Raw genomic sequence first — 24,049 nt, forward strand, 5'->3', positions numbered from 1 at the left:
ATTGTCGACTCCTCATCGTCATGACATTTCGTGTCATCCTATCTGATGTCACGTCGTGTCATGGCATACACTGGGCAGATGCGATGGGCTCCGGATGCACGCGGCCGACTCCAGGGAGCGGCCCTCGACCTGTTCTCCGAGCAGGGCTACGCGGCCACGACCGTTCCGCAGATCACGGCACGCGCAGGGCTCACGACCCGCACGTTCTTCCGTCATTTCGCCGACAAGCGCGAAGTGATCTTCGGAGGCGACGAGATCCCGGAGCGGGCGGCCCGCATGATCGCCGCCGCCCCCGCCGAGCTCGCCCACATGGAGGTCATCCGCCTCGTTCTGCACCGCGTCGCGCAGGAGCAGTTCGAGGGGCACCATGAGCAGACAGCAGAGATCCGCACCCTGATCCATGCGAACGACTCCCTGCGAGACCGGGATGCTCGCAAACGCGACGACATGGTGCGCGCCGTCCGCGCCGCCTTCATCGAGCGCGGCGAGCCCCCGCTCACCGCCACCGTCGTCGCCGAACTCGGCATCCTCGTCTTCCAGGTCTCCCTCGACGAATGGGCCGCCGACCCCGACGCCCCACCGATGACGGCTGTCATCGACGCGGTGATGCACCGCCTTGGCGACCTCTCGCTCTCCCTCCGCCCGAGCGCTGCCGAGCCCCTCGGCTGAACCCGCTCGGAAAACCAGGAGAATCAGGGCAGCGGCGAATCGAGCCCGCCGAGCGTCGGCGCGATCTCCGCCGGGTCGAGTGCGAAGTAGCGAATCGAGCCGCGACCATCGCTCACGATGAGATCCCAGACGCCGGGATGCGCGATGACGGTGGCGGTGACACTGCCGCGGGTGAAGACGCGTACGGTTCGGAGCGCGATGTCCGAATGATCCGTCCAGCCGGTCAGCGCCTCCTCGCCGGCGAACCGGGGGAGTCCGTACGCCTCCCCGCCGTCGACGACCGGCGGTCCGGGAGTCAGTTCGGGGGCTTCGCCGGGACCGACCAGGAAATAGCCGAGGAACGTCACGCCCTCCGACGTCGCGTCGAACCGGTCGATCAGAACATGCGCGGGTTCGTAGAAGACGTCGCCCGCGCGAAGAACCGTCGAGGGTGCGCCGTCGACCTGGAAGTGAACAGAACCGGCCTCGATGGCTCCAAACACAGCCCCATTGTGATGGTGCGGCCCGCCCGCGACATCCGGTGCCAGCGTGATGCGCCGCACCTGCACGCCTCCGATGGCCCTCACGGGGAGCGGTTGCTGCAGGAGGGAGACTCTCACGACGGGTTCGGTCATCTGTCGATTCTCTCCGCCACGGGGCTAGAACTCGTCAGGCCAGCCGTCGATCAGCCAGGATTCCTCCGACGCAGTGATCTGCGGCCGCACCGAGCTCAACCGCTCGAAGGTCACGGTCGTGCCCGGCGTGATGAGAACGTCGGCCTCGGGAGCGCTGATGGGCCGGAGATGTACGTACCCCCCGCCGGCGCGGGTGGCATCGAGAATCTGGTCGGAGACGGTGGTGGCGTGCTCGTCGGTGAGCACGAACTCACGGACGTTCACTGACAGGCGGCAGGGCACGACTCTCCAATGGTTGGGTGACCCTGACCCTACGGCGGAGTACGAGGGTGGCGACACCGGGTTGACGCCGAGGCTTCGGTGTGTCGACGGCCAGGCGGGGCGCGTCGATTCGTCAGCGGCGAGCTGCCGCCACCGGCACGGGCTCGGGTACGACACGCAGCCCGTCGCCGCTGTTGGCCGTATCCATCATCGCCTCGATCCAGGCCCGGTTGAGCGGGATGCGCTCGGCGCTGTCGAACGCGAACTGGATCTCGATGGCCGGATGCAACCACACGCTGCAACGGGCCTCCCCACGGCCCGACTCGTGCTCCCAGCTGAACATGAACTTCTCATCGCGGCGGAGTTTCGAGACGATGACCGTTCGCACGTGCGCCAGGCACCGATCGTCGAAGGTGGCTGAGGTTCCGTTCGAACCGTAGAAGAGCTTTCCCATGGAAGGAATCATCTCAGATGCGGGCGGTCTGCGTTGGGTGCTTACCCACCCCACGGCCGAGCCGTTTCTTCGGGCCGCCGGCGGCGCACGGTGACAGAAACGAGGGCGCCGAGCACCAGGGCCGCCCCGATCGCCTGGCCGACAGTGAACTGCTGGGCGAGCACCAGCCAGCCGAGCAGAGTCGCGACGAGGGGGCTGAGAAAGCCGAGAAAGGCAGTCGTGACCGTGGGGAGGCGACGAAGGCCAGCGAACCAGAGGGCGTAGGCGATCGCGCCGCCGATGATGCCGAGGTACGCGAACCCCGCGATGTTGGTCAAGGTGAGCTGTTCGGGCAGCCCCTCCACGAGGAGGAGAACGGGCACGATCAGCAGCCCGCCCCACACGAGTTGCCAGGCCGTCGACACGAGCGGAGGGATGGTCGTCGCCCAGCGCTTGCTGAGCACGATCCCGAAGGCCATCGAGCACGTTCCGCCGAGCGCCGCCGCGATTCCCACGGGGTCGAGCGCGGCACGCGCCTGCAGAACGAGCAGGGCGACTCCTCCGAGCCCGACGACCCCCGCGATCAGCGCGCTGGGGCGGAGGCGTTCGCCGACGAGGCGCACCGCGATGGTCTGCACGATGAGCGGCTGTACGGCACCCAGGGTCGCGGCGACCCCGCCCGGAAGGTGGTACGCCGCGACGAAGAGAAGGGGGAAGAACACGCCGATGTTCAGCGCGCCGAGCACCAGCGATCGCCACCACCACGAACCGTGCGGCAGCGTGCGGGTGACGAGCAGCAGAAGCATCCCCGCCGGCAGCGCCCGCAGCACTCCGGCCAGAAGCGGAGAGTCGGCCGGAAGCAGCGTCGAGGTGACGAGATAGGTCGTTCCCCAGAGGGCAGGGGCGAGCGCGGTGCGCGGGACGATCAGATGGTTAAGCACTTAGGCATCTTATCTAAGCGCTTAGTCATCGTCTAGGCTGGCCCCATGATCGCGATCGATGACATCCTCTCGGCCTGGAATCGCGAGCGACCCGATGTGGATGTCTCGCCGATGGCCACCGTCGGCCGGCTGTCCCGCGTCGCCGTCGCCCTCGACGCCCAGCTCGCTGCCGACTACGCGAAATGGAACCTCGACGGGGGGTCATTCGACGTGCTCTTCACGCTGCTGCGCGCCGGGGTGCCGCACGCGCTGTCGCCGACCGAGCTGGCCGCGTCGAGCATGGTGAGCACCGCCGCCGTCGCCCAGCGCCTCAATCGCCTGGTCGAGGCCGGGCTGGTGAGCCGTGAACCGAACCCTGTCGACGGTCGCGGCCGCATCGTCACGCTGACGGCCCAGGGCAAGAAGCTCGCGAACCGCGCCCTGCCCTCGCACATCGCCGCTGAGGAGAACTTCCTCGCGGCACTGGATGCGACAGAGCGAACGCAGCTCAACGCCCTGCTCGACCGCCTGCTTCGGGGGGCGGCGCCCTCCCCCGTCCCCTCCGCGACACCCGCCCCCGCGGCGACCTCCTAGACCGGTCGCCCTCTTCGACGACCCGACTCCGCCGCAGACCGTCACCGACGAGGCATCCACCGTTCAGGCCGTGCTCGACGACACTGACGGAGTCGCCGGCGTCACCGTCAGTGTGCGCCCGGCCGGATACGGTGACGGGGGATCGGATGACAGCCGCACCTCATGGCGCATCTCCGCCGCAGTGACGGCGGAGCCCGGCGTCGGCGCCGACACAGTCCGCACCGCTGCGAAGACTCTGCAGAGGGAGCTTGACGCGGCTGATCACGTCGCGATCACCACGGCGGTTCTCACCCTCACCGGCGATGGGTACGCCGACACGACGTTCGACCTCGACGACCGAGACGCCAGCACCACGACACCGGCTCTCGTCGAGGCTGGCCTTCTGCTGAGGGCGGTGCCCGGGGCGCATTCTGTCGACATGTCGCTCACCGCACCGCCGAGTGTCACGATCGCTTCACCGGGCGAGTGGGCCAGCACCGCGCGTTCCCTCCGGGCGCTGCCCGCATTCGGAACCGGTGCCCTCGAGTCCGTAACCCTGAACACCTCGGATCCCGTGGGTGGCGACCTGGTTCTCAGCACCATCGTCGTCGACGAGACGGCGCCGGATGAAGGCACTCTGACCGGGCTCGCGGCCATCGCCGGTCAACCCGGTGTGGCGTCCTTCTCGTACGATCCCCTCCGCCCCCGTGGCTCGGGAGGCGACTGGCGCCCCACCATCGCCGTCAGCGCGACCGAGTCCGCCGCGAAGAATGTGGTCGCGCGGCTACTCTCGGCCTTTTCTGCCGACGCCGACGCTGCTCCTGCCGCGGGCGCGCCACGAGCGGCGTACACGGTCTTCTCGCAGGCAGACGAGACCGGGTCGCCCATCGACGGCTATCTCGGGCTGCCCCACGGAGCCCCGGAACCGGATGACCTGGCGCCCGTACCCGGGCCGGAACTCGACCCCGCGATCCGGGCGTCAGTCTGTGCGAGGAATGAGGATCTCGTTCGTGCGATCCTCGACGAAGCCGGCGACCTCGCCGGCATCCACGGCACGCCGGTCATCGAGTCGTCGGCCTGTGGTGCGGGATCGGGAACCCAGGTGCAGGGCAGCGTCACCATTCCGATCTTCGACATCGCCGACACCGCAGACCCGGCCTGCAACAGCATCGTCGCATCCTGGAACAGTCAGGGCTACACCGGCAAGGATCGTGCGGGCCCCCTCGAACTGCGCACCGGAGGCCCGCTGAAACTCCTCGCCATCAGCGGCGGACCGCGCGGAATCAGCATCACCGCGACCTCCTACTGACCCGTCGCGACTCTGCCGGCACGCAGTCTGTCAACACGCTCACCATTTCGCCGCGAAAGGCGGGATGCCGTGCCGATACGTTGGCACAATGAAACCTCGTCTTCTTGCAGCCGTGACCCTGTCGGCTGTCGCCGTCGCGACGCTGGCGGGATGTTCGAGTTCCGGCCAGGGTGCGATCGCCACGGCATCCGCGTCTCAGCAGACGAGCGTGCTCACCACCGCATCGTTCCCTTCGGTGGTCGGCGACGCTGTCGGGGCGGCCCGATCCGCCCACGTCGACATGACCATCACGGCCTCGGGAAACACGATCACGGCCGACGGCGACGTCTCGTACGGAGACGCCACGTCGGGCACGGTGATGGCCATGACGATGAACCTGCCGACGATGTCGAACGTCGACATGAGGTTCGTCGGAGGCAAGATCTACATCGACCTCGGGGCGCAGACGCAGAACAAGTACGTCGCCATCGATCCGGCGAACGGTTCGAACGCCATCTCGAAGAGCTTTGCGAGCATCGCCGACAGCGCCGACCCGGGAAAGGCCTTCAACCTCGTGAAGTCAGCGATCAGTTCGGTCACGGTTGCCGGGGCACCCGTCACCCTCGACGGAGTCGAGGCCACTCCGTACACCGTGTCGCTCATGACCTCCGGACTTCTCTCGGCGCTCGGTCTGCCGACCACCGCGACGTCGACCCTGCCGCCCCAGATCGACTACACGTACTGGATCGGCCCCGACAACCTCATTCGAAAAGAGACCTTCACTCTCGCCGGCACGTCTGAAGAACTCGACTACAGCAAATGGGGTGAGCCCGTCTCCGTGCAGGCACCCGACCCGGGCCAGATAACCCAGATGGCCGGTCTCTAGCCGCCACCGGCTGCATCGGCCACCTGACCGCGCCTCAGAGCCGGCACTCGTCGGCCCTGCCTAGTTCTCCGCTCTCCCGGCCTCCGCGCGGCGCGCGGGAGCCTGCGGGTCGGCGCTCCAGGCGACACCGAGGGCGAACAGCGTCGAGACGCCGTAGTGCTCCATCGCGGCTGCGACGCGCCGGCGCCCCGTTCGCGGGTTGATGCCGAGGCGCCGGGAGGCGGTGTCGAGGGTCACGCCCTGCCGCATGAGTGTCAGCAGGGGGCTCCAGACCGTGTCGACGTCCTCGGCCGGGTCTGCCCGCTGCCAGAGCGATTCGAAGTACGACAGGGCCATCGCCCCGAGAGCCGCGCTCTGCACTCCGAGCGCCCCCGTGGGCAGGCCCTCACCCCACGCGAAGGGCACGCCGAGAAAGTCGCCATCGACCCAGAACCAGCTCGCGGGGGAGTCCAGCAGGCGAAACTGCACGCCGGATCGGCGGTAGTAATCCATCCGGGCCTGAACGAGCGCGTCGTCGGCCGCGCCGGTCGGGATGATGACGCGCACGGCGTCTTTTGCGGCCAGGGCTCGGCCGAACCGCTCGGCGCGGTCGGGTTCACTGAGCGAGAACCTGTCGACGTCGGGCAGTACTCCGTTCAGGGTGCCCGTGCCCTGGCGTGCCATCTCGTACCAGACATCTTCGCTGGCGTAGCGCCCGTGACGCCTGACCATCGGGAGGGTCTCGGTCGTGGCCTCGCCGACAGACCAGTGTCGCAGCATTTCGGGGAGATCGTCGACGGTCTCATCCATCTGGCTCAGCGCCCGGAGCGAGTCGCGTCTGAGCTCGGCCGAACGCTGCGAGATGAACCCGGCCACCCAGACCGACGGGTTCACGTAGGTGAGATCGTCGCCCTCACCGCCGAGCATCCCTCGCGCGCGAAGGTCGTGCACCGTGGCGCGCGTCTCTAGCACGCTGAGATGCGTCAGCGTGCCCATCTCGTCGACGGTCGCGGGGCGCCCTCGGTAGATAGCGGCCAGAACATCATCGAGCATGTTCTGCCCTCGAGAGTATCACCTGACCAGCGTACATTTCGGCGCACCGTTCACCCGCTCCGCACAGGTCACTGGCGTCTCGCAGTTCATCGGCGTCGCGCAGTTCATCGGCTTCGGGGAAGGGGAGTGGATGCCGCGCGCCGCGCGGTCGCGGAGCGGTCAGCCGGCCGCGACGAAGACGACGACCTCCCGGTTGGTGCGGTCGTAGACGAACTGCAGTGCTGCGGGAGCCGGGAAGGCCGACCGCAGCTCGTCGGGGGAGCCTTCGGCATCGGGCCTGAACTGCACGATCGCCGGGAACCCTCCCGCGGCGCACCCGCCGACCGCCTGGCCGGAGAACGAATCCGAGGTGGCGGCCACCATGTTCGCTTCGCTGTAGATGCTGAGGCAGTCGTCGTTCTCGTCGCTGCTCATCGCGAAGAACCCCGTTCTGCTCACGACCGCCCGCAGCCCGTGGAACTGCTCGAAACCGAACACGTCGTCGGTCCCGGCGAAGAAGGCGGGGGTCGTGAAGTCGCTGTCGAGAGACAGCCGCGCCACCTGTCTGGCGCCGGCCTGGAACGGATCGACCTGCACCCGTGGAACGAGGATGACCGCCGCCAGCACGCTCGTCGCGACGAGTGTCGCGCCGACACCGATGAGCACGCTCGACCGACGAGCCCGGCGCGTGGCCCGGTAGAGCCTCAGCGGCCGGCTAGGGGCCTGCTCGACCGGGTCGGTTCGCGGGTCGGTGTCGGCCGCGGTGGGCGGTGCGGGATGCTCGGCTACCGCGAGCGGTGTCGCTTCGGGCTGGGGCGGCGCCTGGGCGAGCTTCTTCGCCCCCTCGAGGTCTCGAAGTCGGCGCCAGGCGACGGGATCGTCGTGCAGGTCGGGAGCTGGGCCGTACGCCCTCCTGCGGAGGGCCTCGATCTCCTCATCGTTCGCCTCCACCGACTCTCCCCCTCCCAGACGTCCTGCCGACGAGTCTACGGAGGCCTCGCGGAGCATCCGCGAGGCGGGTCTTCTGCGCGACAGGTCTTAGGTCTTCCCCGAGTTCACCGCGCGGCAGTGACCCCGTCATCTGCTGTTCGCCTGACGAGGGCAGGCTGAACCCTATGATGAAGTCCGCTCCACGCCCGCTCGCTCTCGCCGCCGCATCCGCTCTCGTGCTCGTCGGTCTGTTCGCCGTTCCGGCTGCTGCCACTGCCGCCGCTGATCCGGCACCCGCCTCGCTGCGCATCAACGAGATCGAGACCGACGGCAGCCCCGACTGGGTCGAGCTGATCAACATCGGCGCCGAGTCGCTCGACGTCTCGGGCTACAAGCTCACCGGTCGCGCGAACGAGGTCACGATGACCCTGCCGAGCGACACGGTCATCGGTGCGGGCGCCGTGTACGTGGCCGAGGGCGGCGACTTCAAGCTGAAGAAGAACGACCTGCTGAGCCTGTACGCCGCAGACGGAGCGACGCTGCTCGACTCCTACGAGTGGGGCGACGCGCACCTCGACACCTTCGGCCGCGAGCCGAACGGTACCGGCGACTTCGTGCAGCAGGCCGCGCCCTCGAAGGGCGAGCTCAACCCCGAGCCGAGCTCCGACCCCACCGACCCCACCGACCCGACCGACCCCACCGACCCGGGCGACGCGTGGAAGTCGATCACGCTGAACGAGATCACCTCGGCGAACGACGACCCCCACCACGACGCCTTTGAGCTCGCGAACACGGGCGATGTGGATGTCGACGTGGCCGGCTGGCAGCAGACCGACAGCAGCAGCAACCCGGCTCCGATCGATGCGCCGAACGGCACCGTCGTGCCCGCCCACGGCTACCTCGAGCTGCTCTCGAACCAGGGGCTGAGCTCGGGCGGAGACTCGGTCAAGCTCTACCTCGCCGACGGTTCCACCATCGTCGACACCGCCAGCTGGGGCGACAACGACGCGCAACCCGGATCGTGGTCGCGCTGCGCCGACGCCACCGGAACCTGGGTGCACACCGCCGAAGCCAGCTGGGGCGCGTCGAACGCCGCCGCCTGCGCCGGCCAGATCATCCCGCCGAGCACGCCCGTCGACCCGGTCGACTGCCAGACCGAGCTGCCCTCGGGCAGCGGCCCGGCGATCGCCGGCGGCCTGGCGTGGCCCGGCAGCCAGACCGCGACCGTCTCCGACGAGGAGTGCGAGTTCGTGACGCCTCTCTCGGGTCAGGATGTCTCGGGCCTCGACATCGACCCGAGCGCACCGAGGGTGATGTGGGCCGTGAAGAACAAGAGCCACCTCTACCGGCTCGTCAAGACGGATGCCGGTCTCTGGGTTCCCGACACCGCGAACGACTGGGCTGCCGGGAAGGTGCTCGTGTTCCCGGATGGCGGCGGCCAGCCCGACTCGGAGGGTGTGACCGTCGGCCCCGACGGTTCGCTCTACGTCACCACCGAGCGCGACAACGCGGCCAGCGGCATCCCGCTCGACAGCGTGCTGCGCTTCGACCCGAGCGAAGCCGGAACGACCCTGCACCCCACCGCGCAGTGGGTGCTCACGGCTGACCTCTCCGACGTGATCAGCACCGAGGGGAGCGCCGACGCCAACCTGGGCTTCGAGGGCATCACGTGGGTTCCCGACGCGTACCTCACCGCGAATGCCTTCGTCGACCAGAGCACTGGCTCGGCCTACGATCCCACCGACTACCCCGATCACGGCACGGGCCTCTACTTCGCCGCGCTGGAGAAGAACGGCCACCTCTACGCGTACGCCCTGAACGCCGACGGCACCTTCCACCGGGTCGGTTCGGTCGACACCGGCCTGCCGATGGTGCAGGAGACGCAGTGGGATGCCGACCTGCAGCGCATCTGGGCCGTGGCCGACAATTCCTCGGCCGGTTCGGCGACCCTGCTGAAGATCAGTGCCGACGGCGCGATCGTGGTCGACCGCATCTACGACCGGCCGACCGGTCTGCCCGACAACAACAACGAGGGCTTCGCCGTCGCGCCGAGTTCGACCTGCGTCGACGGTGTCAGGGAGGTCATCCGCTCCGACGACGGCAACAACGGCGGTCACTCGCTCTGGTCGGGCACCCTCTCGTGCGACCTCGCGCTCGGCGCGCAGGGACCGGTGCCGCCGGTCGACCCGCAGCCCGGTACGCCGACGCCGACCCCCACGCCCACGCCCGGCCCCTCGACCCCGGCGGGTGGCGGGTCGACCCCGCCGGGCGCCGGTTCCGCCCCGGCGGGCAACGGATCGGCCCCCGCTGGCACCGGCTCGTCACCGGCCGGCCTCGCCTCGACCGGTACGGCGCCGCTGCCCTGGCTCGCGTTCGGAGCCGCGCTGATGCTGCTCGGCGCCGCCACCGCGCTGCTCCGCCGCTCTCGCCGCCGAGCCTGAGCGTCAGGCTGTCGGCGAGGCCAGCCGCCGAGCCGCATCGACGACGAACCGGCGTCGCCGGTCGCGTTCCCGCAGGTCGTCTGGTGCGGCACCGGTGACCATCTCGGCGAGCTGGGGCACGGTCTGCCACCACGCGGCGAGGGCGATCAGTGCGAACACGAGATGCGCCGGGTCGAGGTCGGCGTCGAGGCGGCCCTCCAGCTGGGCGGCGGCGAAACGGGAGACCTTCTCGCGGTAGTGCGCTGTGCGCCCTAGAGCGTCAACGGGCGGGCCGCCCTGCAGCCCCTCCCATTGCAGGAGGCGGCCGAGCTCGGGATGGGCGGCGTGGTAGTCATAGGTCGCACCGGCGAACTCGCCGATGTCTGACAGGCTCACCCCGGTGAGCGCCACGGCAGACGCGAGGCGCTCCAATTCGGTGGCCAGCACCAGCTCCCAGAGAGCTCTCTTGTCGCCGAAGTAGCTGTACAGCCGCTCCTTGTTCACTCCGGCGCGCTCGGCGATGGATCCCACGGTCGTTCCGTCGAGGCCCCGGGCGGCGAACTCCGCCAGCGCCGCCTCGCGGAGTCTGCGGCGCGTTCCTTCGGTATCCCATGCCATGCAAGACAGGTTACCAACGCTGCGGTTGGAATCAGCTTCGTGGGGAGTAAGGTACCAGCTACCAACTACATCGTTGGAGTTGGAGAAAAGGTGGAATCCACATGGAACAGACGGATCGTCTCGCTGCAGAATCCCGCTCGCCCGAGCCCGGCACGGTTGCCTTGGTCACGGGGGCCAACAGCGGCATCGGGTTCGCCGTCGCTCGGCAACTGCTCGAACACGGGGTGACCGTGTGGATCGGTTCGCGCGATCTCGCCAACGGCGAGCGTGCCGCCAGCGACCTCGGCCCGGCCGCGCATGCCGTGCAGCTCGACGTCACCGACCCGTCATCCGTGGCAGCGGCGGCAGCGACAGTCGGCCGGCTCGACATTCTTGTGAACAACGCGGGCGTGAACCCCGGCGGCGAAGACATCACCGCCACATCGCTCGAGCAACTGCGCGCCGCCTATGAGACCAACGTCTTCGGCCTCATCGGCGTGACACAGGGCTTCCTCCCTGCGCTGCGACGCTCGACCCACCCCCGCATCGTCAACGTGTCGAGCGGCACCGGCTCTCTGGCCTGGAACAGTGGCCCCAACCCGCAGTTCGACTGGGAACGCGTACAGGGCGGCGGACTCGCCTACCGCAGCTCGAAGACCGCCGTCAACGCCGTCACCCTGCTCACCGCTCAGGCGCTCGGCAGCGCCTTCAAGGTCAACGCCCTCGCCCCGGGCCTTCGCCGCACCAACCTCGTCGCCGGTATGACCGTCGGGGGAGACCCGACAGAGGCGGCCACAGGCGTCGTTCGCCTCGCGCTCCTCCCCGACGACGGGCCCACGGGAGCACTCTGGTCCTGGGATGGCACCCGCGCACCCTGGTGACCCCGTTCACCTCGCTGCCGATCGCCACGAAGGCGATGAGCGGTCACGGGGCCGGACGGGAGAAGAGGTTGACGAGGTTGCCGTCGGGGTCGCGAAAGAGTGTCGACCGGTTTCCCCACGGCATGGTCGTCGGCGGCAGCACGATGTCGTCGAGCACATTCTGCAGGCGTGCGAATTCTGCGTCGACGTCGGTCACGACGAACTCGATGATGATCGAATCGTTGCTGGCCGGACGCGGCGCGGAGTCGCCGAGCATCGCGACGGTCTCGGTGCTCGCGACCGCGACCGCCACTTCGCCCGCGGCCGTTCGCAGTTCGGCGAACACCGGCGCAGGCCGCGTGGCCGTGATTACCAGCACCCGCTCGTAGAAGCGGGTGAGCCGGTCTACGTCGTTCGTGATGATGCGGATCGATGCGAGGTTCATGGTCTTCCCTTCCGTCTGGCCGCGCGGCCAGACGACTCCATGGTGCACCCACCCGGCGACACCGTCGTGTCGGTGTTTACCGCGGGTTCTCACCCAGCCCGACCGCGCGCATCCGCCCCTCGACGATGCCGAGATCAGAGGCTTCGAGCGGTCGACGGGGTGAGCGCTCTGCGAGCGGTTCCGCTTGGGCGATGCGGTCGCCGCGGAACGCCCGCAGACCATCTCGAAGCCGGCACCACCCGATCAGGTACCAGGTGCCACCCTTGCCGACGAACCCCATCGGCTCGACATCCCGCACGGTCGCCGCTCCCTCGCGATCGAGGTACGAGAGGCGCAGAACCCGGCCCGTTCGCAGGGCGGCGGCCAGGTTGTCGGTCGCGCCGCCCGATCCGTCGTCTTCGAGAAGGTGGATGCGGGTGGCGAGCTCTGCTGTCTGCGTGAGGCTCCGAGCATCCAAGACCGCCACGATCTTTCGCAGGGCGGATGTCGCGGAGGCGCCGAATGGGCTCGTCGTGAGCGTGCCGAGAGCGACCGTCACGGCGAGGGCTTCATCGACCGTGAAGCCGAGAGGCGCGAGTGTGTGCGCCGCGTTGAGGCAGTAGCCGCCGGTGCGGCCCGGTTCCGCCCAGATCGGCACCCCATTCTGCTGCAGCGCCGACAGGTCGCGTTCGATGGTTCGCGAACTGACGCCGAACCGCTCGGCGAGCCACCGGGCACTCCTCGGCCGAGGCGACACGGCGCGCAGCTCCTCGACGAGTGCGTAGAGCCGGTCGGTTCGAGTCACCCCTCGACACTAGCTCTGCGAGGCGTGGCCTCGGCCCCGGGCGGTGTCGACGAGATCGGCGTGCCTGTCCCTGGCGGGGTCTGTTTCGCTGTCTCCGGCTGCGCATACGGTGAGGGTCAGCTGCTTCAAGCCCGGGAGGAGTCCGATGGCAACCACCGTCTCGCCGACGTCGTCGGCGTCAGCGTGGGCGCCGATGGCCATCTCGGCCTTCCGCGTGCTGTGGTTCGCCCAGCTCGGCAGCAACATCGGCACCTGGATGCAGACCGTCGGGGCGCAGTGGTATCTCGTCGATGCCGCCGCCGGCGCGACGGTCATCGCTCTCGTGCAGACGGCGAGCCTTGCACCGGCGATGCTGTTCTCGTTGCCCGCAGGCGTGCTGGCCGATTCCCTCGATCGCCGCAAACTGCTCATCTGGGGCTCCGCCGTCAGCGCCGTCATCGCCGGGGCGCTCACCGTGATCGCCGCACTGAACGCGCTCACGCCGTGGACGATCCTCGCGTTCACCTTCTTCCTCGGCGCGACGTCGACACTGACCTCACCGGCCTGGCAGGCGATCCAACCCGAACTCGTGCCCCGCGCCCTCATCGGCGCCTCCTCCGCCCTCGGTGGGGTGACGGTCAACGGGGCCCGGGCCGTGGGGCCTGCGCTCGCCGGGGTGATTCTGTCGCTGGCCGGAGCCCCCGTCGTCTTCGGCATCAACGCCCTCAGTTTCGTCGGCGCCGTGATCGCACTGTGGTGGTGGAAACGGCCACCGCAGCCCGGGCTCGCAGACCGGGAGGCTTTCGCGCCGGCCCTCCGCGCGGGGGTGCGGTACGTGGCATCCGCCCATCTCATTCGCCGGATACTGCTCCGCTCGGCCCTCTTCGCCCTGCCCGCGAGTGCGCTGTGGGCGCTTCTGCCGGTCACGGCCAGCCGGCTCTCGCTGAGCTCCAGCGGGTACGGGCTCCTCCTCGGCGCGCTCGGCGTGGGTGCGGTCGTGGGCATCTTCCTGCTGCCGGTGGCCCGCCGGCGGCTCTCCGACAACGTGGTGATCGCCATCAGTGCGGTGCTCTTCGCCGTCGGCACGGTGGCCGCCGCCTTCCTCCCGTTCGTCCCCACGCTGGTGCTGCTGGTGCTGGCCGGGTTGGCGTGGATCGGCACTCTCACCGTGCTGAACGCAGCCCTGCAACTCACCCTTCCGCAGTGGGTGCGCTCGCGCGGAGCATCCGTCTACATCCTGGTGTTCATGGGAACCATGGCCGTCGGTTCGCTGGGCTGGGGCCTCGTGGCGCAGCCGTTCGGAGCATCCGCTGCGCTGGCGGCAGCTGCCGTGCTGCTGCTCGTGGTGGCGTCGAGTGTGCGTCTGCTGCCGCTCCTGGCCGGCACGGGCACGGTGGACCGAACGGTCACGGCGACCTGGGCCACGCCTGCCCTGGTGTTCGATCCGGATCCGACCGACGGCCCCGTGCTCATCCAGATCTCGTATACCGTGCCGGCGGAATCCGTCTCCGACTTTCGCACTGCGATGAGACTCGTCGAGGGGTCGCGCCGGCGCACCGGCGGGTACCGGTGGGGTCTCTTCCGGAGCGGCGACGACCAGAACCTCCTCATGGAATCGTTCATGGTCGCGTCGTGGGGGGAGTACCGCCGGCAGCAGACGCAGCGGCTGACGGGCCGCGATCGCGAGATGCGGGCGGCGGCTCTCACCCACGTTTCAGGCCAACCGACCGAGGAGCACTACTTTGTCTGACGCCACGTCTGCGGTTCCCCCGCGTGACGCCCACGAGAGCCCGGGCGTGGCCGGGGCAGAGTTCACCGGCGTCGGGAACGTCTTCTACTTCATCGACGACCTGGATGCTGCCGTCGAGTGGTACACGGCCAGGCTGCAGAGGCAGCCCGTGCAGCGGGGAGGCGCTCTCGTCGCGTTCGATCTGAACGGCACGAGACTCACTCTACACCGCTCAGACGACTTCAACACGCCGGGGCCCGCCGGAACGAGCCCGTACTGGACCGTCCCCGATGTCGACAGGTTCGTCGAGGAGTGGACGGCGAACGGTGCGGTCGCCCACCGCGGCCCGAAGACCGTGTTCACCGGCGAGCGGCTCTGCCAACTGCGGGACCCGTTCGGCAACCTCTTCTCCGTGAGGGAGGCGCCGAAGGGTGCCTAGTGGTTGCTGCCCGGGGCGTGGACCGTGCGGCGACCGATCAGCCACTTGCCTTCCGTTCTCGGGAAACGAGACACGGTCCGTCGAAGCCTGCATCATTCGTCGGGAGACGGTGCGACAGACTTCTGCGATCGTGACCCGGGCGACGTTCTCCGGCTGACTGGGGCCGCTGGCGCGGGCGCGTCATCGTGAGGGGCGAACAGTCGCGGATAGAGCAGGGCGGCTATCGCCGCGCCCAGCAGAGGGAAGACGATGAAGACCCACAGCTGCGCGAGCCAGTGCGGCCCGCCGAAGGCAGCCGTTGCGAGCGAGCGGGCAGGGTTCAGCGATGCGTTGTCGATGGGCAGCGCGACGAACAACATGACCGTGAGAGTGAGCCCGATGACCAGCGGCGCCACGGGCGTGCCTTTGGTGGGGTGTGTGGTTGCGAGCACGACGAGAACGAGGATGGCGGTGGCGACCGTCTCGACGGCGGCGACCGGGAGCAGACCGTAGAGTCCGGGCGATTGGCCGTCGAATCCGTTCGAGGCGAAGCCGGCAGCGACCGCCTTGCCGACGGTGTCGCCGGGGGCGCCGGAGACCAGGCCGAAGACGGCGGCTGCCCCCGCGAGGCCGCCGAGGGCCTGGGAGAGAACGTAGAGGGGCACGAGTCGCCAGGGGAGTCGACGAGCGATGGCTGTTCCGAGTGTGACCGCTGGGTTGAAGTGGCCGCCCGAGACGGGGCCGAACGCGAACCCGCCCGCGGTGACGGCGAGGCCGAGGGCGAGTGCGACGCCGAGCAGGCCGGTTCCGGGTTGCGGGGCACGCCCGTTGTCGTCTGGTGAGGTCAGCAGGGCCGCACCTATCAGCCCGAAGACAAGCAGGAACGTGCCGGCGAATTCGGCGGCGGATCGCGACGAACGTCGCGACTGTGCGGGGAACGGATGTTGCTGCGGATTCGTCATGCGCCACTCACACTCTGCGCTTCGCGCCAGAACTCCTGCATGGTTCCCTGCGAATCCTCCGTTTTCACCAGCTGGGGAGCAGAACTCCCGATGGTGAAGATCTTCGCGACCCGTTCCCTGCCGTAGCGGGCGGAATAGCGCACCACCTCGGCGCCGCCGACAGAATGCCCGATCAGGATGAGGTCGTTCAGATCGAGGGTCAGAACCAGTTCGTTCAGATCGGCGGCGTAGGTGTCCACGGTGTTGTCGTCGGAGGTATTCGACGATCGACCGTGCCCCCGGCGGTCGTACGCGACAGCCCGGAAGCCGGCGTCGGCTATCAGCGTGAGCTCGCGGGACCAGGCATCCGAGCACAACGGCCAGCCGTGGCTGAGAAGAACGGGCTGACCGTCGCCCTGGTCGGTGTAGTAGAGCTCCGTGCCGTCGCGGGTCGTGATGTAGGGCATGCGTTCTCCTCCACGGTTCAGGGCGATCAGTTCCCCGACCGTACGGGCGCGGCGACGACGTTGCCTACGACCATGCGTCCATACCTCGTACAACCATTGTCGAAGGCCGGGCCACTGGGGTCAGAGCCGGCCCTTCGTCTGCCAGAGGCGCATCAGTTTCAGACAGAGGTGCAGAGTGCTCCGCGCTATCCCGTCATCGAGAGCGGCCTTCACGACAGGCGGCATGTTCTCGAGCCGGTAGTAGAGGGTGGTTCGGTGGATGTGCAGAAGGTCGCAGGCTTCCTTCACCTGGGAGCGCACGTCGAGGTAGGTCTCGACCGTCGACCTCTGCGTCGTATCGCCGTCGACGCAGAGCGCGTACGCCGCCGGCGAGAACAGGGCGATCTGCGTCGTGTCCGCCAACACCGACGACAGCATCAACCAGGTTCCGAGCTCGCTGATGTCGGCGACCCCGTCGAGATCGGGGAGGAGGAGCGCCGTCTCGGCGGCGGTCACGGCCTGCTCGACGGCGGTGTGCAGATCGTCGGAATGGCGCTGTTGCCGCGCGGTGCCGATGGCGCAGATCGGGACAGAGTGGTCCCGGGCCTCCGCTCGGATGTCGTCGAGCACAGGCCCCGTGTCGGGTGCGCGCACGACGAAGAGCTGGGTGGTGCCGCGTTCCCCGAGATAGAAGATCCCCTTGGTGCGGCGGGCATCCAAATACCGTCCGAAGGCCACCCTCTGGATGGCACCGACGTCCGGATCGACCCTGACGGCGATCACGAGAGTGCCGTCGCCTCGTTCCAGCCAGAGGTTCGAGACGGCGTCGCTGAACGCCCGTCGGGAGACGGCAGCGTCGGTGGCGAGCAGTCGGCCCATCACCGCGATCCGCGCTGATCCTCCTGCACCGGGGGACTGGCGGGACAGTTCCTCCTTCGTGAGGAGAACCGCTGCGTCGATGGCGCTGAAATGAGCGGGTGTCAGAGGTGGTAGCCCGCCCGTGATGAGCCACATGATCGCGAGAGGGCCGCCTTCGTCTCGGATGGGGATCGCCAGCCGATCGAGCGCATTCAGTTCACTCATGTCGACGTGCACTGGCTGCCGTGCCTGGGCGATCTGCAGCCGTTCGACCAATGCACGGGCTTCAGGGGGAGTCTTTCGCTGCAGGAGACTCGCTGCCCGAAGGGCGTCGATCACCTCGCCCTGAGCGCTCGCCGCAATCGGCCGGTAGCGCAGGTCGTTGATGACGACTGATCGACCGAGAACCGTGGCGAGCTCATCGACGATGTCCTGAACGTTCATGATGAGGCTCACGTTAGGTGCAGGGATGCGGTGGGCGCGTAGCCCTTTCACACCCACCCACTGCAGCGCTCAGCGCTCGGGTGACGACGAGACCGTGATGTTCGACAAAGTGCGCAACCGGTTCCGCATCCGGTTCAGTGACGACTCGAATCCGTCTGCGTAGGTTCGGGGCAACAGGGGCGAAGCCGGCGCCCCTTCGACCAAGGAGAAACGGATGCCCGCGATCGAACAGCCCCGAAGCGCCAACCACGTTCTGGACATCGTGTCCTCTGCCGGAGTCCCGTACATCTTCGGTATACCGGGAGCGAAGGTCGACGCCATCTTCGATGCGACCAACGACGAGGGTCCCGAGCTCATCGTGTGCAGGCACGAACAGAACGCAGCATTCATGGCCGCTGCGGTCGGTCGACTGACCGGGGTGCCCGGAGTGGTACTCGTCACCTCCGGCCCCGGCACCACGAATCTCGCGACCGGCCTCCTCACCGCCAACACCGAGCAGGATCCGGTCGTGGCCCTCTGCGGCGCCGTTCAGCTGTCCGACCGCCTGAAGCGCACCCACCAGTCCATGGATGCGGCCGCCTTCCTCGCGACCGTCACGAAGTCGACCGTCGAGTCGACCGACCCCGACGACGTGTCCGAAGCCGTCGTCAACGCCTTCCGAGCTGCGACCACCGAGCCCAAGGGTGCCGCGGCCGTGGTTCTCTCCGCCAGCGTCATGGCGGCAGCGACCACCGCCGTCTCTGCCGGGGGCAGGGCACTGGCCGTGCCGAAACTGGGGCCCGCCGCCCCGGCCGACGTCGACGCCGCCGCCGGCCTCATCCGAACCGCCGAGCGACCCGTTCTGCTCGTCGGTCTGCGTGGCGCCGACATCGACAGCACTCGCGCTCTGCGTGCGCTGATCAGCGAGACCGAACTGCCGGTGATCGAGACATTCCAGGCCGCAGGCCTCATCTCTCGCGAGCTCGAAGACCACTACCTCGGTCGCGTCGGACTCTTCAAGAACCAGCCCGCCGACATCACGCTCAACGAATCCGATCTCGTGATCGCAGTGGGATACGACGCCGTCGAATACGACCCCGTCATCTGGAACTCCGACGTCGAGCGCCGGGTCATCCACATCGATTCTGTGCCCGCGGCGTACGACAACCACTACCGCCCCACCCTCGAACTGCGGGGTGACGTCGCCTCGACCGTCGACGCACTCCGACCCGCGATCTCCGGCCTGAAGCTCTCCGAGGCTGCTGCCGCCAGCGCGGCGAAGCGCCGCCAGGACCTCGCCGGCATCGACGACGCCGCCCGAACGGCCGACGCTGCGCCGGGCCTTGTCGACCCTGCGCGCCTCGTGCTCCTGATGCGCGACATTCTCGACGACGACGCGACGGTCGCCTGCGACATCGGCTCGAACTACATCTTCATGGCCCGCCACTTCCGCGTGTACGAGCCGCGTCACCTCCTGTTCTCCAACGGGCAGCAGACGCTCGGCGTGTCGCTTCCCTGGGGCATCGCTTCCGCTCTCGTGCGGCCCGGCACCCAGGTCGTGTCGGTGTCGGGCGACGGCGGGTTCCTGTTCTCAGCCCAGGAGCTCGAGACCGCCAAGCGGCTCGGGGTCTCGTTCACGCACATCATCATGCGCGACAACACCTACAACATGGTGGCCTTCCAGGAGCAGCTGAAGTACGGCCGCACCTCGGGCATCCAACTCGGCGACTACGACTCCGTCGCCTTCGCCGAGGCGTTCGGAGCGAAGGGCCGCCGCGTCACCGGGTACGAGGAATTCGAGTCGGCCCTGCGTGCATCCCTCGCCGAAGACGGGGTCTCCATCATCGATGTCGCCGTCGACTACAGCCGCAATGGCGACATCGCCGCCCACCTCGACGAGGAGTCCTTCGAATGAGTGCATCGGTCGACACCGGGGACGACTACACCGTCTACCAGACCTCGACGATGGCGGCGCTGCTCACCGGACTCTACGACGGCGACGTCACCGTGCAGCAGCTCCTCACCCACGGCGACTTCGGGGTGGGTACGTTCAATCATCTCGATGGCGAAATGATCGTACTCGAGGGGGTCTGCTACCACCTGCGGAACGACGGCAGCGTGCGGATCGCTTCGGGAACGGATAAGACCCCCTTCGCAGCGGTCACGCACTTCAGGAGCGCCCGAGGGTTCGACATCACCGAACCTGTCACCCTGGCGCAGCTCACGAAGCAGATCGACGACGTGACCGGCGGCGACAACCTCCCGGTCGCCGTGCGGATCGACGGAACGTTCTCGGGCCTGAAGACCCGCACAGTGGGGGAGCAGCAGAAGCCCTACCCCCCACTGACGGATGCTTCGGCGCACGAGACCATCAACACACTCGAGACCACGCAGGGCACCGTGGCCGGATTCCGCACACCTCAGTTCGAGGCTGCGATCTCGGTCGCGGGCTACCACCTGCACTACGTCGACGACGCCCGGGCGCATGGCGGCCACGTGCTCGACCTCACCGTTGCGGCGGGCCGCGTCTCGATCGCCCCGATCACACAGTTGCGGCTCGTGCTGCCCGACACCCCGGAGTACCGAAAAGCCGACATCGACCTCGCCGACCTGGCCCAGCAGGAGCAGCGAGCCGAAGGTACCACCTCCTGAGCAGGGCTCAGAGACCCTCCAGTGACAAGCATGATGAAAGGAACCGATGTCCACCGTCGCAGAGACGATCGTCGCCACTCTCCGAGCGAATGACGTTCAACGGATCTACGGTCTGCCTGGCGATTCCCTGAACGGGTTCACTGATGCGTTGCGCAGAGACGGCACCATCAGCTGGGTCCACGTGCGGCACGAGGAGGCCGCCGCCTTCGCCGCCGCCGCGGCCGCAGAGCTCACCGGCGACCTGGCCGTGTGCGCGGGCAGTTGCGGCCCGGGCAACCTGCATCTGATCAACGGCCTGTACGACGCGAACCGATCGCGTGTTCCGGTGCTGGCGATCGCGGCGCACATCCCGACCGCCGAGATCGGTTCCGGCTACTTCCAGGAGACCCACCCGCAGGAGTTCTTTCGCGAGTGTTCCGTTTTCGTCGAGTACGTTGCCGACAGAACGCAGATGCCCCGGCTCCTCGAGATCGCGATGCGCGCAGCCGTGGAGAAGAGGGGCGTCGCGGTGCTCGTCATCCCCGGTGATGTTCTGCTCGCCGAGGCAGAACACCCCCGCACCGTTCTGATCGAGCAGGCTCTGCCTCGTATCATCCCGTCAGCAGACGAGCTTCAGCGAACCGCCGACCTGCTCAATCACGCAGGCAGGGTGACGATTCTGGCGGGCGCAGGAGTTCAGGGGGCTCATGACGAGGTCGTTGCTTTCGCTGAGCGCCTGCAGGCGCCGATCGTGCACACCCTCCGCGGCAAGGAGCACATCGAGTGGGACAACCCCTACGACGTCGGCATGACGGGGCTTCTCGGCTTCACCTCCGGCTATCGGGCGATGGAGGATGCGGACGTCGTCCTCATGCTCGGCACGGACTTTCCGTACCAGCAGTTCTACCCCGCTCGGGCGAAACACATCCAGGTCGACATCCGTGGTGAACAGCTCGGCAAGCGGCACCCGGTCGACATCGGCCTGGTCGGAACCGTGAAGGACACGGCCCTGGCCCTGATTCCGCTGCTGGAGGGTTCACGACACAGTCACCACCTCGAAGAGGCCCGAAAGCACTACGGCAAGACCCGCGAGAAGCTCGACGACCTGGCCGTGCCCTCCTCGCGGCAGAAGCCGTTGCATCCGCAGTACATCGCCCGGGTGCTCGACCGTCTCGCCGACGACGACGCGATCTTCATCCCTGACGTCGGCTCTCCCGTGATCTGGGCGGCTCGCTATCTGCGGATGAATGGGAGGCGGCGCCTGATCGGTTCTTTCGTTCACGGTTCGATGGCGAACGCGGTCTCGCATGCGATCGGTGCCCAGACGGCCTTCCCTGATCGACAGATCGTCGCGATGGCCGGCGACGGCGGCCTGACGATGATGCTCGGTGAACTGATCACGATTGTGCAGAACAACTTGCCGGTGAAGATCGTGGTGTTCGACAACTCGTCGTTGAATTTCGTCGAGTTGGAGATGAAGGCGGCGGGCTTCGTGTCTTTCGGCACCGAGCTGAAGAACCCCGACTTCGCAGCCGTTGCCGAAGCCATCGGCATCGCGGGTTTTCGGGTCGACCACTCCGATGAACTCGAGGATGCACTGGCGAAGGCTCTCGCCCACGACGGGCCGGCTCTGGTGTCGGTGCGCTCCGACCGCCAGGAACTCTCGATGCCGCCCAACGTGACGCTGGAGCAGGCGAAGGGTTTCACGCTCTACGCCATCCGCACCGTTCTGAGCGGCCGTGGAGACGAGCTGCTCGACCTGGCGTCGACCAACTTCCGCCAGTTCATCTGAGACCCGGGGAACACTGAAGAGCGCTGTTCGCGATCGGCACCTCGCTCAGCGTGACGCTGTGCTGGGCCAGCCGGCGAGGGGACCGCGAACGGCTCGGCCGGTCACCCGGTTCGTGCGGAAGTGTTCGAGCACGTCGAATGCGGGAGTACCCGGTTCGGCGGGCAGTACCACCATGAAGAACCCATCCGGGATGTCGAGCGCCACACTCGTGAACTCCACCGGCCCGAATCCGTCCACTCCGATCCAGGTCGGTCCCGACGTGTGCGGGCGTGCGTCATGCTCGGCCCAGAGTTGCCGGAAGTATTCGCTGGTGCTCGAGAGCTGACTGACGATCTGTTGGAACCGAGGATGCCCGGGGTCGCCGTGGAAGCGGAGTGCAGCAACAGCTCGCCGCGCGATCTCCTGCCAGTTCTCGGACGCCTGCTGAAGTTCCCGGGGGACGGCGAAGGTCGTCAGGAGGATGTTGTCTCCCCACATCGCATAGTGCGGGAGCAGGAAGTCCGCCATCTCGTTGATGGCGACGATGTCCTGATTGCTGTCGAAGACGAACACGGGCTGTTGCACGTTGGCCTTGAGCAGAGAGAGCACGATGTCGCTCACCGGTCGCGCCTCCCACGATTGCGCCGGCAGGGTCGCGGTCGGCCGGGCGAGCCGGTAGAAGTAGTTGCGCAGGTGGTCGTCGAGGTCGAGAGCCCGCGCGAGAGAGGCCAGTACCTGGTCGGAGATGCGCTGACCTCTGCCCTGCTCGATCTTGATGTAGTAGTCCGCACTGATGCTCGCGAGCTCGGCGAGCTCATCCCGCCGGAGGCCGCTCACCCGCCTTCTCTCGCTCGGGTAGCCGAGCTCTGCCGGGTCCAGCAGGGAGCGACGCATCCGGAGGAACTGCGCGATCGTCTCCGAACCGGAGGTCATCGAACGGCCCCTACCCGAGCGAGTGGCGGGGTGTGGATGCGCGACACCGTTCTCTGCGCAGGCGTCATGGTGCGGAAGGGCTGTCGAGGGTGACGGTGCCGTCGATGATCTGCGCCTGCAGGGCGTCGATCTCGCTCTGCAGGGCAGGGTCGACCCTGTCGGCGAAGTCGTGGAAGGGAGAGATCGCGACTCCCTTGTTGGCGAGCGTACCGACGAACGGGGCGTTGTCGAAGGTGCCCGCCGCGTCGTCTTCGATCACCGACGAGATCGAGAGGGGCATGTCGCGGGCGATCGAGGTCAGGAACAGGTCTGCATCTGTCGGGTCGGAGACCGCCATGTCGGTGTCGACGCCGAGCAGCGCCTCGCCTTTTCCCGAGTCGCGGATGGCGGCGACCGTGCCCTGGTAGATGGGCCCGCCGACGGGCAGGATCAGGTCGGCACCCTGCTCGATGAAGCCCTGGCTGAGCACCTTTGCGGCATTGGTGTCGGTGAAGTTGCCCGTGAAGCTGCCCTGCTGCGTGTCGAAGTTCCACCCGAGGAGCTTCACGTCGGCGCTCTTGTCGGCGTTGTACTTGGCGACGCCGAGAGCGAACCCGTCCATGTACAGCGTCACGGGCGGAATCTGTGCCCCGCCGTAGGTCGCCACGATGCCCGACTTCGAGTAGCTGGCCGCCGCGTACCCCACGAGGTAACCGGACTGAGAGGTGTCGAAGACGATCGACTTCACATTCGGCAGGCTGATGGAGGTGTCGTCGATCATCAGGAAGTTCACGCCGGGGTTCGCTGTTGCGGCCGCCTTCGTCGCATCGGCGAGCAGGTAACCGGTCGCGACGATGGTCGTGCAGCCCTGGGCGACGAGACTGTCCATGTTGGGCTGGTAGTCGCTCTCGCCTTCCGACTGCACCTTCACGTAGTCGACACCGAGAGCGGTCGCCGCATCGGTCACGCCCTGCAGGCCGAGCGAGTTGAACGACTTGTCGTCGAACCCGCCCGAGTCGGAGACGATGCATGGCTTGAAACCGTTCGAGACGGGGAGCGCCGTACCGCCGGCGGAGGCGGGGCCGGTCGTGTTCGACGAGGCGGGGGCCGAAGCGCAGCCGGCGAGAAGCAGGGAGACGGCAGCGAGGGTGGCGGCTCCGGCGGTGAGACGGCGGGTGGTCTGGTGCATGGAATTCCTCCTGGGGGTGAGTGATGCGGTCGGGTGGTGCGGATGCGGGTGCGGGTGCGGG

Annotated in this window: 25 protein-coding genes; 11 read left to right on the forward strand and 14 right to left on the reverse strand. The window is 67.9% G+C overall.

All coding sequences use genetic code 11. The features are described from left to right. The first annotated feature begins 78 nt into the window (after window positions 1-78). The gene (locus tag C5B96_RS00175; RefSeq protein ID WP_233188896.1) at window positions 79-669 is read left to right on the forward strand and encodes a TetR/AcrR family transcriptional regulator; all 591 of its coding nucleotides are present in this window, start codon (window positions 79-81) and stop codon (window positions 667-669) included. A gap of 23 nt (window positions 670-692) precedes the next feature. On the opposite strand, the gene C5B96_RS00180 is transcribed toward C5B96_RS00175, so the two are convergent. The 4 genes from C5B96_RS00180 to C5B96_RS00195 form a co-directional block, all read right to left on the reverse strand. Beyond that, a complete protein-coding gene (locus tag C5B96_RS00180) occupies window positions 693-1,283 on the reverse strand; it encodes a cupin domain-containing protein (RefSeq protein WP_104241750.1) in 591 nt (196 codons plus the stop codon). A gap of 24 nt (window positions 1,284-1,307) precedes the next feature. Next, window positions 1,308-1,547 (reverse strand): hypothetical protein, encoded by a 240-nt coding sequence (locus tag C5B96_RS00185; protein WP_104241752.1) that lies wholly within the window; start codon window positions 1,545-1,547, stop codon window positions 1,308-1,310. 130 nt (window positions 1,548-1,677) lie between these two features. Next, window positions 1,678-1,998, reverse strand: a complete 321-nt coding sequence (locus tag C5B96_RS00190) for a hypothetical protein (protein ID WP_104241754.1) — start codon at window positions 1,996-1,998, stop codon at window positions 1,678-1,680. Between the two features lie 41 nt (window positions 1,999-2,039). Further along, window positions 2,040-2,918: an EamA family transporter gene (locus C5B96_RS00195; RefSeq protein WP_104241756.1), complete on the reverse strand. Its 879-nt coding sequence runs from the start codon at window positions 2,916-2,918 to the stop codon at window positions 2,040-2,042. 45 nt (window positions 2,919-2,963) lie between these two features. Here C5B96_RS00195 and C5B96_RS00200 point away from each other — a divergent pair, with 45 nt between their 5' ends. From C5B96_RS00200 to C5B96_RS00210, 3 genes are all read left to right on the forward strand, one after another. Then, the gene (locus tag C5B96_RS00200; protein ID WP_104241758.1) at window positions 2,964-3,491 is read left to right on the forward strand and encodes a MarR family winged helix-turn-helix transcriptional regulator; all 528 of its coding nucleotides are present in this window, start codon (window positions 2,964-2,966) and stop codon (window positions 3,489-3,491) included. Window positions 3,492-3,561: 70 nt separating this feature from the next. After that, window positions 3,562-4,779 carry a hypothetical protein gene (locus tag C5B96_RS00205; RefSeq protein ID WP_104241760.1) on the forward strand — a complete coding sequence of 406 codons (1,218 nt, stop codon included), beginning with the start codon at window positions 3,562-3,564 and terminating at the stop codon, window positions 4,777-4,779. 88 nt (window positions 4,780-4,867) lie between these two features. After that, window positions 4,868-5,644 carry an LppX_LprAFG lipoprotein gene (locus tag C5B96_RS00210; protein WP_158507087.1) on the forward strand — a complete coding sequence of 259 codons (777 nt, stop codon included), beginning with the start codon at window positions 4,868-4,870 and terminating at the stop codon, window positions 5,642-5,644. Window positions 5,645-5,704: 60 nt separating this feature from the next. Here the strand turns inward: C5B96_RS00210 and C5B96_RS00215 are convergent, their stop codons facing one another. Together C5B96_RS00215 and C5B96_RS00220 are read right to left on the reverse strand one after the other, a co-directional pair. After that, window positions 5,705-6,676, reverse strand: a complete 972-nt coding sequence (locus C5B96_RS00215) for a hypothetical protein (RefSeq protein ID WP_104241764.1) — start codon at window positions 6,674-6,676, stop codon at window positions 5,705-5,707. Window positions 6,677-6,835: 159 nt separating this feature from the next. Next, complete coding sequence (locus C5B96_RS00220) at window positions 6,836-7,606, reverse strand: hypothetical protein (protein WP_104241766.1); 771 nt, start codon at window positions 7,604-7,606, stop codon at window positions 6,836-6,838. A gap of 164 nt (window positions 7,607-7,770) precedes the next feature. Between C5B96_RS00220 and C5B96_RS00225 the strand changes: the two genes are divergently transcribed. Continuing rightward, complete coding sequence (locus C5B96_RS00225) at window positions 7,771-10,026, forward strand: lamin tail domain-containing protein (protein ID WP_104241768.1); 2,256 nt, start codon at window positions 7,771-7,773, stop codon at window positions 10,024-10,026. A 3-nt stretch (window positions 10,027-10,029) separates the two neighbouring features. Here C5B96_RS00225 and C5B96_RS00230 read toward each other — a convergent pair whose 3' ends face one another. Beyond that, on the reverse strand, window positions 10,030-10,623 hold the full coding sequence (locus C5B96_RS00230) for a TetR family transcriptional regulator (protein WP_104241770.1): 594 nt from the start codon (window positions 10,621-10,623) through the stop codon (window positions 10,030-10,032). A 101-nt stretch (window positions 10,624-10,724) separates the two neighbouring features. Here C5B96_RS00230 and C5B96_RS00235 point away from each other — a divergent pair, with 101 nt between their 5' ends. Beyond that, window positions 10,725-11,483, forward strand: coding sequence for an SDR family NAD(P)-dependent oxidoreductase (locus tag C5B96_RS00235; RefSeq protein ID WP_104241772.1), 759 nt, complete (start codon window positions 10,725-10,727; stop codon window positions 11,481-11,483). Window positions 11,484-11,526: 43 nt separating this feature from the next. Here the strand turns inward: C5B96_RS00235 and C5B96_RS00240 are convergent, their stop codons facing one another. Both C5B96_RS00240 and C5B96_RS00245 read right to left on the reverse strand, forming a co-directional pair. Continuing rightward, entirely contained in the window at window positions 11,527-11,907 is a 381-nt protein-coding gene (locus tag C5B96_RS00240) for a VOC family protein (protein WP_104241774.1), read from the reverse strand. 76 nt (window positions 11,908-11,983) lie between these two features. Beyond that, window positions 11,984-12,691, reverse strand: a complete 708-nt coding sequence (locus C5B96_RS00245) for a YafY family protein (RefSeq protein ID WP_104241776.1) — start codon at window positions 12,689-12,691, stop codon at window positions 11,984-11,986. A gap of 145 nt (window positions 12,692-12,836) precedes the next feature. Between C5B96_RS00245 and C5B96_RS00250 the strand changes: the two genes are divergently transcribed. Beyond that, entirely contained in the window at window positions 12,837-14,420 is a 1,584-nt protein-coding gene (locus tag C5B96_RS00250; RefSeq protein ID WP_104241777.1) for an MFS transporter, read from the forward strand. Then, on the forward strand, window positions 14,413-14,838 hold the full coding sequence (locus C5B96_RS00255; RefSeq protein WP_146078043.1) for a VOC family protein: 426 nt from the start codon (window positions 14,413-14,415) through the stop codon (window positions 14,836-14,838). The genes C5B96_RS00250 and C5B96_RS00255 overlap by 8 nt, the downstream gene beginning before the upstream one ends. A gap of 92 nt (window positions 14,839-14,930) precedes the next feature. On the opposite strand, the gene C5B96_RS00260 is transcribed toward C5B96_RS00255, so the two are convergent. From C5B96_RS00260 to C5B96_RS00270, 3 genes are all read right to left on the reverse strand, one after another. After that, on the reverse strand, window positions 14,931-15,779 hold the full coding sequence (locus C5B96_RS00260; RefSeq protein WP_104241781.1) for an aquaporin: 849 nt from the start codon (window positions 15,777-15,779) through the stop codon (window positions 14,931-14,933). After that, window positions 15,776-16,225 (reverse strand): alpha/beta fold hydrolase, encoded by a 450-nt coding sequence (locus C5B96_RS00265; protein WP_104241783.1) that lies wholly within the window; start codon window positions 16,223-16,225, stop codon window positions 15,776-15,778. The genes C5B96_RS00260 and C5B96_RS00265 overlap by 4 nt, the downstream gene beginning before the upstream one ends. A gap of 120 nt (window positions 16,226-16,345) precedes the next feature. Continuing rightward, the gene (locus C5B96_RS00270) at window positions 16,346-17,506 is read right to left on the reverse strand and encodes a helix-turn-helix domain-containing protein (protein ID WP_146078044.1); all 1,161 of its coding nucleotides are present in this window, start codon (window positions 17,504-17,506) and stop codon (window positions 16,346-16,348) included. Between the two features lie 214 nt (window positions 17,507-17,720). On the opposite strand from C5B96_RS00270, the gene alsS reads away from it, so the two are divergent. Genes alsS through poxB form a run of 3 tightly spaced genes read left to right on the forward strand, consistent with a single transcriptional unit; the run spans window position 17,721 to window position 21,908 of the window. Further along, entirely contained in the window at window positions 17,721-19,400 is a 1,680-nt protein-coding gene (alsS, locus tag C5B96_RS00275; RefSeq protein WP_104241787.1) for an acetolactate synthase AlsS, read from the forward strand. Continuing rightward, window positions 19,397-20,137, forward strand: a complete 741-nt coding sequence (budA, locus tag C5B96_RS00280) for an acetolactate decarboxylase (protein ID WP_104241789.1) — start codon at window positions 19,397-19,399, stop codon at window positions 20,135-20,137. Before alsS ends, budA begins: the two co-directional genes overlap by 4 nt. 46 nt (window positions 20,138-20,183) lie before the next feature. Then, window positions 20,184-21,908: a ubiquinone-dependent pyruvate dehydrogenase gene (gene poxB, locus C5B96_RS00285; RefSeq protein WP_104241791.1), complete on the forward strand. Its 1,725-nt coding sequence runs from the start codon at window positions 20,184-20,186 to the stop codon at window positions 21,906-21,908. Between the two features lie 45 nt (window positions 21,909-21,953). Here the strand turns inward: poxB and C5B96_RS00290 are convergent, their stop codons facing one another. Then, window positions 21,954-22,820: a helix-turn-helix transcriptional regulator gene (locus C5B96_RS00290; protein ID WP_104241793.1), complete on the reverse strand. Its 867-nt coding sequence runs from the start codon at window positions 22,818-22,820 to the stop codon at window positions 21,954-21,956. Window positions 22,821-22,884: 64 nt separating this feature from the next. Further along, window positions 22,885-23,988, reverse strand: coding sequence for a BMP family protein (locus C5B96_RS00295; RefSeq protein ID WP_104241795.1), 1,104 nt, complete (start codon window positions 23,986-23,988; stop codon window positions 22,885-22,887). Between the last annotated feature and the right edge of the window lie 61 nt (window positions 23,989-24,049).

This window comes from Subtercola sp. Z020, assembly GCF_002931235.1.
Lineage (GTDB): Bacteria > Actinomycetota > Actinomycetes > Actinomycetales > Microbacteriaceae > Subtercola.

Excerpts from the sequence above, each read along its gene's own strand:
- C5B96_RS00175 (WP_233188896.1), top strand. The coding sequence starts at position 79 with ATGCGATGGGCTCCGGATGCACGCGGCCGACTCCAGGGAGCGGCCCTC.
- C5B96_RS00270 (WP_146078044.1), bottom strand. The coding sequence starts at position 17,506 with ATGAACGTTCAGGACATCGTCGATGAGCTCGCCACGGTTCTCGGTCGA.
- C5B96_RS00180 (WP_104241750.1), bottom strand. The coding sequence starts at position 1,283 with ATGACCGAACCCGTCGTGAGAGTCTCCCTCCTGCAGCAACCGCTCCCC.
- C5B96_RS00215 (WP_104241764.1), bottom strand. The coding sequence starts at position 6,676 with ATGCTCGATGATGTTCTGGCCGCTATCTACCGAGGGCGCCCCGCGACC.
- C5B96_RS00200 (WP_104241758.1), top strand. The coding sequence starts at position 2,964 with ATGATCGCGATCGATGACATCCTCTCGGCCTGGAATCGCGAGCGACCC.
- C5B96_RS00225 (WP_104241768.1), top strand. The coding sequence starts at position 7,771 with ATGATGAAGTCCGCTCCACGCCCGCTCGCTCTCGCCGCCGCATCCGCT.
- C5B96_RS00260 (WP_104241781.1), bottom strand. The coding sequence starts at position 15,779 with ATGACGAATCCGCAGCAACATCCGTTCCCCGCACAGTCGCGACGTTCG.
- C5B96_RS00295 (WP_104241795.1), bottom strand. The coding sequence starts at position 23,988 with ATGCACCAGACCACCCGCCGTCTCACCGCCGGAGCCGCCACCCTCGCT.
- C5B96_RS00265 (WP_104241783.1), bottom strand. The coding sequence starts at position 16,225 with ATGCCCTACATCACGACCCGCGACGGCACGGAGCTCTACTACACCGAC.
- C5B96_RS00235 (WP_104241772.1), top strand. The coding sequence starts at position 10,725 with ATGGAACAGACGGATCGTCTCGCTGCAGAATCCCGCTCGCCCGAGCCC.
- budA (WP_104241789.1), top strand. The coding sequence starts at position 19,397 with ATGAGTGCATCGGTCGACACCGGGGACGACTACACCGTCTACCAGACC.
- poxB (WP_104241791.1), top strand. The coding sequence starts at position 20,184 with ATGTCCACCGTCGCAGAGACGATCGTCGCCACTCTCCGAGCGAATGAC.
- alsS (WP_104241787.1), top strand. The coding sequence starts at position 17,721 with ATGCCCGCGATCGAACAGCCCCGAAGCGCCAACCACGTTCTGGACATC.
- C5B96_RS00230 (WP_104241770.1), bottom strand. The coding sequence starts at position 10,623 with ATGGCATGGGATACCGAAGGAACGCGCCGCAGACTCCGCGAGGCGGCG.
- C5B96_RS00240 (WP_104241774.1), bottom strand. The coding sequence starts at position 11,907 with ATGAACCTCGCATCGATCCGCATCATCACGAACGACGTAGACCGGCTC.
- C5B96_RS00290 (WP_104241793.1), bottom strand. The coding sequence starts at position 22,820 with ATGACCTCCGGTTCGGAGACGATCGCGCAGTTCCTCCGGATGCGTCGC.
- C5B96_RS00190 (WP_104241754.1), bottom strand. The coding sequence starts at position 1,998 with ATGGGAAAGCTCTTCTACGGTTCGAACGGAACCTCAGCCACCTTCGAC.
- C5B96_RS00250 (WP_104241777.1), top strand. The coding sequence starts at position 12,837 with ATGGCAACCACCGTCTCGCCGACGTCGTCGGCGTCAGCGTGGGCGCCG.
- C5B96_RS00210 (WP_158507087.1), top strand. The coding sequence starts at position 4,868 with ATGAAACCTCGTCTTCTTGCAGCCGTGACCCTGTCGGCTGTCGCCGTC.